The organism is Patulibacter sp. SYSU D01012 (genome assembly GCF_017916475.1).
Lineage (GTDB): Bacteria > Actinomycetota > Thermoleophilia > Solirubrobacterales > Solirubrobacteraceae > Patulibacter.
The window spans coordinates 1,815,784-1,827,090 of record NZ_JAFMTB010000001.1 but is presented as its reverse complement, the minus strand read 5'-3'; the positions used below and the strand labels follow the sequence as shown (position 1 = coordinate 1,827,090).

Here is an 11,307-nt window from a genome sequence, read left to right as displayed (position 1 = left end):
CTTGCCCCACGCGACCGGCATCCCCCTCGGGGAGCTGGACCGGAGACCCACATGACCCCCTGTCGGAGCGCGCCCGCGGACGCGCCCCTCCCCCGTTGCTCCGTCGTCGGACGGGGACGACTCGGCGGCGCCCTCGCCGCCGCCCTGCGCGCCGCCGGCGCGCCCGTGGACGGCCCGCACGGGCGCGGCCACGACGGCGCCGACGCCGACGTCGTCCTCCTCTGCGTCCCCGACGGCGAGATCGCGGCGGCCGCCGCGGCGATCGTCGCCCGGCCGGACGGCCCGCTCGTCGGCCACGTCTCGGGCGCCACCACCCTGGCGCCGCTCGACGGGCACGAGGCGTTCTCGCTGCACCCGCTGATGACGGTGCCGGGCCCGGACGCGGCGCTCGCCGGCGCGCCGTGCGCCGTCGCCGCGGCGACGCCGCGCGCCCTCGCGGTCGCCGAGCGCCTGGCCGTCGCCGTCGGGATGCGTCCCCTGCGGGTCGACGACGCGGACCGCGCCGCCTACCACGCCGCCGCCTCGGTGGCCGCGAACTTCCTCGTCACGCTCGAGGACCTGGCGACCCGCCTGGCCGCGGACGCCGGCGTGGACCGCACCGCGCTCGCGCCGCTCGTCCGCGCCGCGGTCGACGCCTGGCAGGAGCGCGGCGCCGCCGACGCGCTGACCGGCCCGGTCGCCCGCGGCGACGACGCCACCGTCGCCCGCCAGCGCGCCGCCGTCGCGGCCCGCGGCGACGCCGGCGACCTCGAGCTCTTCGACGTCCTCACCGCCGCCACCGCGCGGCTCGCCGCCCGGGGCGCCCGCCCCGGCGGCTCCAGCACCCCCACGCCCACCGCCGTCCCTGCCGGGAGCCCCGCATGAAGATCGTCCGCACCGTCGCCGAGCTGCGCGACCTCGTCCGCCAGGCCCGCGCGCGCGGCACCGTCGGCCTCGTCCCGACGATGGGCGCGCTGCACGCCGGCCACGTCTCGCTCGTGCGCGCCAGCGTCGAGGAGACGGACTTCACCGTCGTCTCCGTCTTCGTCAACCCGCGCCAGTTCGGCGACGCGGGCGACCTGCAGGCGTACCCCCGCACCGAGGCCGCGGACGCCGCGATCGCGGCCGAGGCCGGCGCCGACGTCGTCTTCGTGCCCGACGTCGCGGAGGTGTACCCCGACGGGTTCGTCACCGAGGTCCGCACCGGCGGCCCGCTGACGGAGACGCTCGAGGGCGCCCACCGCGGACCCGAGCACTTCCACGGCGTGACGACGGTCGTCACGAAGCTCCTGAACATGGTCGGCCCGGACGTCGCCTTCTTCGGCGCGAAGGACGCCCAGCAGGTGCTCGTCGTCAAGCGCCTGGTGCGCGACCTGAACCTGCCCGTGCGGATCGAGGTGGGCGAGACGGTCCGCGAGCCCGACGGCCTGGCGCTGTCGAGCCGCAACGTGCGCCTGACGCCGGACGACCGCCGGCAGGCCGTCGCGATCCCCCGCGCGCTGCGGGCCGCCGAGGCCGCGCTGCGCGAGGGCGAGACCGACGCGGCCGCGCTCGTCGGCGTCGCCACGGCGGTGCTCGCGAACGCCGCCATCGACGCCGAGTACGTGGCCGTCGTCGACCCCGAGACGCTCGTGCCGCGCGAGCGCGTCGAGGCGCCGAGCCTGCTCGCCGTCGCCGCCCCGGTCGGCCCCGTCCGCCTGATCGACAACCTGATGCTCGCCCCCGTGGCCGCCGCCCCGGCCCCGGCGCCCGCGCCGGCCGTCCCGCGCCGTCGGGCCGTCGCGCCGACGCGGACGATGCTGAAGTCGAAGATCCACCGCGCGACCGTCACGGACTCCGACCTGCACTACGTCGGCTCGATCACGATCGACCCGGAGCTGCTCGAGGCCGCCGACATCCTGCCCCACGAGCAGGTCGCCGTCGTGGACGTCGACAACGGCGAGCGCTTCGAGACGTACACGATCGAGGGCGAGCGCGGGTCGGGCGAGGTGAAGGTCAACGGCGCGGCCGCGCGCCTCGTCCACCGCGGCGACACCGTCATCGTCATCTCGTACGCGAGCTACGACGCCGCCGCCCTGGCGACGTACGAGCCCGTCGTCGTCCACGTCGAGCGCGGCACCAACCGCATCGTCGACGTCGACGCCGCGGTCGCCACGCTGCTGACCGAGACCACCCGTCCGACCGGCGACCCCGTCGCCTGACCGACCGACCCGCACGAGGAGCCCGCATGTCCGCCAGCCCCCGCACCGTCGACGCGCAGGCCCCGGCCCGCGCGCCCGTCACCGTCACGTCGCTGCTCGAGGCCAAGCGCCAGGGTCGCAAGACCGTCATGGTCACCGCCTACGACTACCCGTCCGCCCGCGTGGCCGAGGCCGCCGGCGTCGAGATGGTCCTCGTCGGCGACTCCGCCGCCACGACCGTCCTGGGCCTGGACTCCACCGTCCCCGTCACCGTCGACGAGCTGCTCGTCCTGGCCAAGGCCGTCCGCCGCGGCCTGACGGCGAGCTTCCTGGTCTGCGACCTGCCCTTCGGCTCGTACGAGGCCACGGACCTGGACGCCGTGCGGACCGCGCAGCGGTTCGTGAAGGAGGCCGGCGCGCAGGCCGTCAAGCTCGAGGGCGGCGGCGTGATGGTCGACCGCGCCGCGGCGATCGTCCGCGCCGGGATCCCCGTCGTCGGCCACCTGGGCCTGACGCCGCAGACCGCGACGGCCCTCGGGGGCCTGCGCGCGCAGGGGAAGCGCGCGGAGCAGGCCGCGCAGATGGCCCGCGACGCCCTCGGCCTGCAGGACGCCGGCTGCTGCGCGATCGTCTTCGAGGCGATCCCCGCCGCGGTGGCGGAGGAGGTCATGCCGCTGCTCGAGATCCCGACGATCGGCATCGGCGCCGGCGGCTCGACCGACGCGCAGGTGCTCGTCTGGCACGACCTGCTGGGCCTGATGGAGGGCCGCACCGCGAAGTTCGTCCGCCAGTACGCGCACCTGCACGAGGAGATGCTCGCCGCCGTCCGCGCCTACGCCGACGACGTGCGCGCCGGCGCGTTCCCGACGCGCGAGCACACGTACGCCATTCCGCCCGAGGAGCTGGGGCGGCTGCAGGCCGCGCTGGCGCAGCTGCCGGACGCAGCGGGCGCCGCCGGCTGAGTCCGCGGCCCGGGCGGCCGGCGCGGCGCCGCCCGGACCGCCGGCCCGGCGCGCCCGGTGGGGCGTCGGGCCTCCCCCACCGGGCCGGCCGGGGCAGCCGGCGCCCGGTCGGCGAACCGGCGGCGGACCGTGCCGTCCGCCGGCCTCCCCGGCACGCCCCGCCGGCTCAGCCCGCGGGGTCGGCCGCGGGGTCCGTCGCCGGGTCCGGCCCGCGCTCGAGCGCGTCTCCTGCCGGGCGCTCCCCCGCCCCGCCGTCCGCGTCCTCGTGCCGCCAGTCCCACCACGCCTTGAACGCGATCTGGACCGCCGCCGCCACGGGCACCGCCAGCAGCGCCCCGGGGATCCCGAGCAGCGTGCCGCCGAAGAGGACGGCGACCATCACCACGAACGGGTGCACCCCGACCGCGCGGTTCTGGATCCGCGGCTGGATCACCGTGTTCTCGACCTGCTGGTAGACGATCGACCAGACCACCCAGACGATCGTGTCGGTCGGGAAGTCGCCGAAGAGCGTGATGATGCCGACGAGCACCGCGCCGATCGTGGCGCCGACCATCGGCAGCAGGTCGAAGAGCGCGACGAGCACCGCCAGCGGCACGGCGAACGGCACGCCCAGGATGGTCAGCACGACCCACGTCAGGACGCCGGCGATCGCCGCCTGCAGCAGCGCCCCGCCCAGGTAGGCGCCGACGGCCCCGCCCATGCGGTCGAGCACCGCGCCGAGCCGCTCCGCCCGGTCCCGCGGCCCCATCGCGAGCGCCGCGTCGATCCAGCGGCGGCCGTTCGCCACGAGGAAGACGCTCAGGATCAGGATCGTGACGGCCGCGAAGACGGAGTTGACGATCCCCAGGCCGAGGTTGCCGAGCCACGACGCGGCGTCGCCGACCCGGTTCGGCAGCGCCTGCGCCTGCTCCTGGATGCGGTCGACGATCCCGAAGTCGCGGTCCAGGTCGCGCAGGCGCTCGTTGCCCTCGACCCAGTCCTGCAGCTGCCGCGCGTACTCGGGGGCCTGGTCGATCAGGTCGGACGCGCCGCGCACCAGCGGCGGGATCGCGACGAGCAGGATCAGCGCCGGCACGAGGAACAGCAGCAGGTACACCGCGGTGATCGCGAGGCCGCGCGGAAGGCGCCGCGAGAGCACCTGCACCGGTCCCGACAGGGCGATCGCGATGAAGCCGGCGATCACGATCCACGACAGCGGCTTGCGCAGCAGGTACAGGAGCACGAGGGACGCGAGGACCGCCAGGACGGTCAGCGTGATCGTGAGGACGACTCGGGGGATGCTCGGCTGGTCGCGCACGCGGCTCCGGGGACGGGGACGGAGGACGCCTCCGACCGTACCCGTCCCGGCGGCGGCGCCGTCGTGCCGCGGCGGACGCCGCGCGAGCGCCCGGGCGGGGCGCAAGGCGCGTTGCGGCGGGGGTCCCGGCCTTGCCCCCGCCGCCGGGGTGCGCGAGAAGGGACGGGCCACCGTCAACCCTCCCGAAGGAGTCGCACGTGTCCCCCCACGCGCTGCACCGCCGGGCGGCCCTCCTCGTGACCGGCGCCTGCGCGCTGCTCGCGACGGTCGCCCCCGCCGTCCAGGCCAGCCCCGTCCACCAGGTCGCCCCGGGCGAGTCGCTCTGGCAGGTCGCCGCCGCCAACGGCCTCTCACCCGCGGCGCTGGCCGCCGCGAACGGCCTCTCCGCCGACGCCGCCGTGCAGGCCGGCCAGGCGCTGACGATCCCGCCGCAGGGCGCGGCCCCGGCGGCCGCCGCCCCGGCGCCGCCCGCGGGCGCCAGCGGCGGCGGCGCGTCGTCCGGCGGCGCGTCCTCGGGTGTCGCGGGCGCGTCGGGCGGCGGGATCGTCGTGCAGCCCGGCGACACCCTCACGGCGATCGCCGCCCGCCAGGGCGTCACCGTCACCCGCCTGGCGGCCCTCAACGGCCTGAGCGCCGCGTCCGTGCTGCCCGCCGGCGCGCGCCTGGCGCTGCCGGCTCAGGGCAGCGGCGACGGCGGCGGATCGGCGTCCTCGACGGCGACGGCGACGTCGTCCTCGGGCGGCGGCACCGGCACGACGACGACGGCCGCGTCCGCGCCGGCCCCGGCGGGCCCCGCCCCCGGCACCGCGCCGGCGTCCGGCGCCCGCGTGACCGCGACGGACGTCGGCACCGTCGCCGCCCAGAACGGCGTGCCGGCGTCCCTGGCCCGCGCGATCGCGTGGCAGGAGAGCGGCTTCAACAACGGCGCGGTCTCCAGCGTCGGCGCGCGCGGCGTCATGCAGGTCATGCCGGGCACGTGGGACTGGATCGGCGCCAACCTGGCCCGCACCCCGCTCGACCCGTCGTCCGCGACCGACAACGTCCGGGCCGGCACCCTCTACCTGGGGCACCTGCTGCGCGAGACGGGCGGCGATCCCGACCTGGCCGCCGCCGCGTACTACCAGGGCCTGTCGTCCGTCCGCTCGCGCGGGATGTACGACGACACGAAGCGCTACGTGCAGAGCGTCCGCGCCCTGCGGGGCCGCTTCGGCGGCTGAGGCGCCGCGCCGCGCGGTCCGGGCGGACCGCGCGGTCCCCGTCGCTAGGCGGTCGCCGCGGCGCCGGCCGCGGGGGCGTCGGCCTCCTCGTCGGGCGCCGGCACCGAGCGCGGCACGACGAGCAGCGGGCAGTGCGCGTGGCGGACCAGCCGCGACGACACGCTGCCGAGCAGCACGCGGCGCAGCGGACCGTGGGCGCGCGAGCCCACGACGAGCAGGTCCAGGTCCTCGCCGGCGCGCGCCAGCTCGGTGGCCGGGTCCCCCTCGTAGACGCGGTAGCCGACCGACTCGACGCCCTCCACGGCGTCGGCGGCCGCCTGCACGTCCTCGTCCACCCAGGCGCGCAGGTCCTGCAGCGCCTCGCCGCCGGCGTAGGCGGTGTAGGTGACGACGCGGTTCTCGATCACGCGCAGCAGGCGCAGGGCGGCCCGGTGGCGGCACGCGACGCGGGCGGCGACCTCGACCGCGTGGTGGCCCTCGGGCGTGTCCGCGTACGCGACGCCGACGGTGCGGAGGCTGCGCGGCGCCTTCGCGTAGCCGGCCGGGGCGACGGCGACCGCGCACGGGGCGCCGTGGAGCGTCTGCTCGGTCGCGCTGCCCGGGAGCATCAGGCGCCCGACGGGCCCCGTGCTGCTCGTCCCGACGACGAGGCAGCGCGCGCCCTTCTCGGTCGCCAGGCGGTGCAGGCCGTCGGCGGGCGAGGTGCCGCGCGTGACCTCGAAGCGGGTGCGCGGGCGGGTGCCCCACTCCTCGCGGGCGCCGTCCAGCCGCTCGTCGGCCTCCTCGCGCACCGCGGCCAGGTACTCGCCGGGCACGCCGCGACTGCCGACCGGCGTGACGGAGTAGACGCTCGAGACGGTGACCTCGGCGTCGGCGTGGGCGTCGGCGAGGACGGTGGCGAGCGCGACGGCGTCGCGGCCGCCGGTGCGGCCGTCGTAGCCGGCGATGATCTGGGTCGTCATGACGTGCTCCGTTGCGAGGGGACTGGTGCGTCTCCGACCCTACGCCGCGAGCGGCGGCGCGCCATCGGGGTCCGTCCGCGGGGTCGTGTCCGTAGTCCGTGCGGAGGTGCGCGGCGAACGGCGCGGCGGGCTCCTGGCGCCGACGGGCCGCGCCCGGCGTCGGTGCCGCCACCGCCCGCGCGCCGGCCGCCCGCCTACGCCTCGGGGCGGTGCGTCCGGAGCACCCGGGCGGGCACGCCGGCCGCCACCGACCACGGGGGGATGTCGGTCGTCACCACGGAGTTCGCGCCCACGACGCTGCGACGGCCGATCGTCACGCCGCTCGTCACGACGACGTTCGCGCCCAGCCAGACGTTGTCGCCGAGGACCGTCGGGCCCTTCGTCGTGAACCCCTGCCACGGCACCGGCGTCTCGGGATCGTCGAAGCGGTGGTCGGCGTCCGTGATCAGGCAGCCGTTCGCGGCCATGCAGTGCTCGCCGATGTCGACGAGCCCCTCGGCCGCGACCATGACGCCCAGGTTGAGGAAGGTCCCGCCGCCGATGCGGATCCGGCCGCGCTCGCCGGCGGTCAGCCACACGCCGTCCTCGAAGAACGCCTGCGGGCCGATCTCGAGCCGCCCGTCCCGCAGCATCGGCAGGATCTCGCCGTGCATCCGCCCGCGGGCGAACGCGTGCCGGCGGGCGAGCTCGGCGTGCAGCCGGGCGCGGTTCCACGGGCGCTGCGAGCGCGCGTACCAGCGGCGCTTGAGCAGCCACTCCCGCAGGGCGGCGCGGTCGAGGCGCCCGGCGGGCGGGATCGGCGGTCCGGCGGCCACGCCCCCACCCTACGCCGCTCAGCGCAGCAGCTTGCGGATGCCGCCGATGGCGACGGTGTTGCCCGGGCGCAGCAGCGGCGCGAGCAGGCCGAGGGGCAGCCCCGCGCCCTTGCGCGGGGCGACGGCCATCGTCCACGTCAGCCGGGTGCCGCGATCGGTCGGGTCGAGCAGGAAGTCCTCGATCAGCCCGTCCAGGACGGGGCGGCTCTGCGCCGCCACGCGGAAGGTCGCGCGTCGGTCGACGTCCCAGCGGTAGAACTCCTCGTCGACGGTGACGAAGCGCCCCAGCCGCAGCCGGCGGACGGCGCCGGCGGCGTGCGGGCGCGGCGTCCGCCACTCCAGGCGGTCGATGAGCGGCAGCCACGACCACATCTCGTCGCTGCCGAGCACCTCCCACACGCGCGACGGCGGCGCGTCCAGGTCGACGCTGCTGCGGACCACGAGCGGTGCGGTCCGGAGGAAGTCGTCGTCGACGGGGCGGAGCGGGTGCGCCGGCATGGGCGCGAGCATAGCGGCCCGCGACCCGACCAGCCTACGCGCCCGTAGGGAGCGCGGTCACAGCCAGCCCACCCGGCGCAGGCGCCAGTACAGCCCGACGCACACGAGGAGCGTCACGACGAGCACGGCGGGGTAGCCCAGCTCCCAGCGCAGCTCGGGCATGTGCTCGAAGTTCATGCCGTACAGCCCGAAGATCGCGGTCGGGACCACGGCGATCGCCGCCCACGCCGAGATCTTGCGGGCGTCGTCGGCCTGCCGGACGCCGATCTGCGCCAGGTTGGCGTCGAGGACGCCGTTGAGCAGGTCGTCGATCGACGCGACGCCCTCCGCGTCGCGCACGAGGTGGTCGAGGACGTCGCGCAGGTAGGGGCGGGCGGCGTCCGCCACGGGGAGCGCGCGGTCCTCGACCAGGCGGGTCAGCGGGGTGACGAGCGGCGTGACGGCCCGCTTGAACGCGATCACCTCGCGCTTGAGCCGGTAGATCCGCTCGGTCGGGTTGGAGCGCACGTCGGAGAACACCGTCGCCTCGACCTGGTCGACGTCGGTCACGAGGCCGTCGAGCACGTCGGCGTAGACGTCCACGACCCGGTCCACGATCGCGTGGAAGACGACTCCGGGCCCCTTCGCCAGCCGCTCGGGGTCGCGCTCGAGCTCGGCGCGCACGTCGCGGAGCGGCACCGGCGCCCCGTGGCGGATCGAGACGACCAGCCGCGGACCGAGGATGAGCGTCAGCTCCCCGATGGCGACGTGCTCGTGGTCGTCGTCGTACTCGGCCGTCTTGAGCACGAGGAAGAGCAGGTCGCCGTGCCGCTCGAGCTTCGGTCGCTGGTGCGCGCTCATCGCGTCCTCGACGACGAGCGCGTGCAGGTCGAAGCGCCGCCCGAGCCCCTGGACGGCCTCCGGGGAGGGGTCGTGCAGACCGATCCAGAGGAAGCCGTCCTCCCCGACGCCCTCGAGCCGTTCGGCCACCTCGCCCAGCGGCACGACGCCGCCCTCGCGGCGGCCGTGCTCGTAGACCGCGCAGTCCGTGACGGCCCGCTCGATCGGGCGGTCCCCGGGCGCCTCGGGCGCGGCGTCGGGGTCGGCGGTCCCGGACGGGCGGGGATCGGGGCGGCGGGGGCGCGGGGAGAGGCTCATGCGGCAGGCGGTCCGGTCCGGACGGAACGGGAAGGCTACGCCCCCGTGCCCACCGTACGATCACCGCATGTCCCGGGCCGATCCCGACCTGCAGGCCGTCGTCGACCGCGAGCTGGCGCTCCTCGACCCGCGCACGCGAGCGTCGCGCGAGGCGCTCGAGGCGCTGCTCGACCCGGACTTCGCCGAGATCGGCACGTCCGGCGAGACGTGGGACCGGGCGACGGTCGTGGCGCTCCTGAGCGGCCTGGGCGCGGCGGGCCAGCCGCCGATCGTGGCCGACGACGTGCGCGGCAGCGTGGTGGCCCCGGACGTCGTCCTCGTGACGTACGTCGCCCACCACGGCGGCACCCGCACCCGGCGCTCCTCGGTGTGGCGTCGGCGGGACGGCGCCTGGCGCGTCGTCTTCCACCAGGGCACGGCGGTGCCGCCCGATCCGGGCGCTCCCGCGCCCTGGTGAGCGGCGCCGGGCCGTCCCCGGGCCGACGGGCGAGGGGCCGCGCGGCGGTCCGGCACGGGCGGACGTGGCGCGGCCGCCCGCCGGCGGCCGCTCAACCGGCGGCCGGCAGCCGGCCGGCCTCGCGCAGGACGAGCAGCGCGCCGACCGTCGCGAACCCGCGCCACTCGGCGAGCGCCCCGGCCGAGATCGGCGGGAAGTTGACCTCCCACCCGCCGTCCGGGCGCTGACGCGCGGCCAGGGCGTCGAGGGCCGCGTCGACGGCGGCGGCCGGCAGCAGCGCCCGTCCCGGATCGCCCGGGTACGGCGCCACCTCGATCGGCCCGATGTGGTGGCCGGGCGCGCCGGGCGCCGTCAGCGCCGGGTCGAGCGCCACGTGCTCCCGCACGCCCGCGGCCAGCCGGGTGCGCAGGGCGGCGGGGTCCGGCGCGGCGGGCACGGCCGGGTCGAGCAGCCACAGCGCGGCCCGCACGCTGTACAGGTCGAGCTGCTCGGCGGGCGGCGCCCCGGAGCCGTCGGCGCCGACGGCGCGCCAGCAGAACGCGGTGGCCTCGTCGAGCCAGGCGTGGCGGATCCCGGAGCGGTGCAGCAGGCCGACGATCGCCGCCGTCGGGTTGAGCGAGCCGCAGCGGCCGTCGTCCGCGTGCCAGTGCGGCGCGGCGGGATGGTCGCGGGCCGAGGGGTGCCCGAACGGGACGCCACCGCCGGGGGCGGTCACCGTGGCCAGCCAGTCGCAGAGCGCGGCCGCGACGTCGCGCGGCACCCCGCCGAGCTCGTCGTGCACGCGGAGCGCCAGCTCGGCCGCCTGCGGCTGGCTGCGGGTCGTCCGCAGGTCGGGCTCGAGCAGGCCGGCGTAGCCCCCGTCCGCGTTGCGGTAGGCGTCGAGCGCGGCCCGGACCGACGCGTCGTCGCCGCCGGCGAAGGCGCGCTCGAACCGGCGGACGTCGATCAGCCGGGCCTCGCGCCGCACGAAGTCCTCGGCGGCGTCGAGGCGGACGGGGGTGCTCGCGGGGCTCATGGCGCCATCCTCGCGCGGCGCGACGTCCGCGTCTTGGACGTTTCGGACGTTCGGGCGGGCCGGCGTCCGGCGACGAGGGCGGCGGCCGTCGTGCCGGCGAGCGCGCGCGCCTCGCGCGCCAGGTGCGCCTGGTCCGCGTACCCGGCGTGCGCCGCCAGCGCCGCGAGCCCCTCGTCGGGAGCGGCGATCGCGCGGTCCAGGAGCCGCTGCAGCCGCAGCACGCGGTGCAGCGTCCGGGGCCCGTAGCCGACGTGCTCGAGGAACCGCCGACGCAGCTGCCGCTCGGACAGCCCGACCCGGTGGGCGAGCTCCGCGACGGCGACCGGTCCCGCGCCGGCGCGGGCCACGACGGCACGGACGGCGGGGTCGACCGGCGCGGCGCCCTCCGCCCGCCGGGCGACCGCGTCGACGAGCAGGCGCAGCCGCGCCGCGTCGTCCGGGGCGTGCGCCACCGCGTCGGCCAGCGTCCGGCCGTCGGGGCCCCAGAGCGCGTCGACGGGCACGCGCGCGTCGCGCAGGGCGTGGGCGGGGGCGCCGAGCAGCGAGGCCGCGCCGGGCCGCAGCCGCACGCCGACCGTGGTGCCGGTCGCGGGCGCGGCGCGCTGCGCCGTCGTGTCGGGGCCGGCGACGATCAGGCGGCCGGCGTGCCAGAGCACGTCGACGCAGCCGTCGGGCAGGACGAGCGTCCCCGCCTGTTCCCCCGCCCCGGGCGTCCGGCGCCACACGCACGCGGCGTGCGGGGCGACGACGGCGGGCGGCGGTGCCTCGGCGTACCCGCCCACCCGCCG

General features: G+C 77.7%; 12 protein-coding genes. 5 read left to right on the top strand and 7 right to left on the bottom strand.

Annotated features, from left to right (window positions below; translation table 11 throughout):
- The first annotated feature begins 51 nt into the window (after positions 1-51).
- The 3 genes from J3P29_RS08340 to panB are packed head-to-tail and all read left to right on the top strand — an operon-like array spanning position 52 to position 3,121.
- Entirely contained in the window at positions 52-864 is an 813-nt protein-coding gene (locus tag J3P29_RS08340) for a DUF2520 domain-containing protein (RefSeq protein WP_210492624.1), read from the top strand.
- On the top strand, positions 861-2,180 hold the full coding sequence (gene panC, locus J3P29_RS20370) for a pantoate--beta-alanine ligase (protein ID WP_282599918.1): 1,320 nt from the start codon (positions 861-863) through the stop codon (positions 2,178-2,180). Before J3P29_RS08340 ends, panC begins: the two co-directional genes overlap by 4 nt.
- Positions 2,181-2,206: 26 nt before the next feature.
- Positions 2,207-3,121, top strand: a complete 915-nt coding sequence (panB, locus tag J3P29_RS08325; protein WP_210492623.1) for a 3-methyl-2-oxobutanoate hydroxymethyltransferase — start codon at positions 2,207-2,209, stop codon at positions 3,119-3,121.
- A gap of 166 nt (positions 3,122-3,287) precedes the next feature.
- Here panB and J3P29_RS08320 read toward each other — a convergent pair whose 3' ends face one another.
- On the bottom strand, positions 3,288-4,418 hold the full coding sequence (locus tag J3P29_RS08320; RefSeq protein ID WP_210492622.1) for an AI-2E family transporter: 1,131 nt from the start codon (positions 4,416-4,418) through the stop codon (positions 3,288-3,290).
- Positions 4,419-4,615: 197 nt separating this feature from the next.
- On the opposite strand from J3P29_RS08320, the gene J3P29_RS08315 reads away from it, so the two are divergent.
- Positions 4,616-5,635: a LysM peptidoglycan-binding domain-containing protein gene (locus J3P29_RS08315; protein ID WP_210492621.1), complete on the top strand. Its 1,020-nt coding sequence runs from the start codon at positions 4,616-4,618 to the stop codon at positions 5,633-5,635.
- Between the two features lie 44 nt (positions 5,636-5,679).
- Here the strand turns inward: J3P29_RS08315 and J3P29_RS08310 are convergent, their stop codons facing one another.
- The 4 genes from J3P29_RS08310 to J3P29_RS08295 form a co-directional block, all read right to left on the bottom strand.
- Complete coding sequence (locus J3P29_RS08310; protein ID WP_210492620.1) at positions 5,680-6,597, bottom strand: universal stress protein; 918 nt, start codon at positions 6,595-6,597, stop codon at positions 5,680-5,682.
- Positions 6,598-6,791: 194 nt separating this feature from the next.
- Positions 6,792-7,412 (bottom strand): acyltransferase, encoded by a 621-nt coding sequence (locus J3P29_RS08305; RefSeq protein WP_349239785.1) that lies wholly within the window; start codon positions 7,410-7,412, stop codon positions 6,792-6,794.
- Positions 7,413-7,430: 18 nt separating this feature from the next.
- Positions 7,431-7,910 carry an SRPBCC family protein gene (locus J3P29_RS08300; protein WP_210492619.1) on the bottom strand — a complete coding sequence of 160 codons (480 nt, stop codon included), beginning with the start codon at positions 7,908-7,910 and terminating at the stop codon, positions 7,431-7,433.
- A 57-nt stretch (positions 7,911-7,967) separates the two neighbouring features.
- Complete coding sequence (locus J3P29_RS08295) at positions 7,968-9,047, bottom strand: magnesium and cobalt transport protein CorA (RefSeq protein WP_210492618.1); 1,080 nt, start codon at positions 9,045-9,047, stop codon at positions 7,968-7,970.
- Between the two features lie 67 nt (positions 9,048-9,114).
- On the opposite strand from J3P29_RS08295, the gene J3P29_RS08290 reads away from it, so the two are divergent.
- Positions 9,115-9,504 carry a DUF4440 domain-containing protein gene (locus tag J3P29_RS08290; protein WP_210492617.1) on the top strand — a complete coding sequence of 130 codons (390 nt, stop codon included), beginning with the start codon at positions 9,115-9,117 and terminating at the stop codon, positions 9,502-9,504.
- A 91-nt stretch (positions 9,505-9,595) separates the two neighbouring features.
- On the opposite strand, the gene J3P29_RS08285 is transcribed toward J3P29_RS08290, so the two are convergent.
- Positions 9,596-10,519 (bottom strand): hypothetical protein, encoded by a 924-nt coding sequence (locus J3P29_RS08285; protein ID WP_210492615.1) that lies wholly within the window; start codon positions 10,517-10,519, stop codon positions 9,596-9,598.
- Positions 10,516-11,301, bottom strand: coding sequence for a helix-turn-helix domain-containing protein (locus J3P29_RS20710; RefSeq protein WP_210492614.1), 786 nt, complete (start codon positions 11,299-11,301; stop codon positions 10,516-10,518). Before J3P29_RS20710 ends, J3P29_RS08285 begins: the two co-directional genes overlap by 4 nt.
- Positions 11,302-11,307 lie beyond the last annotated feature (6 nt).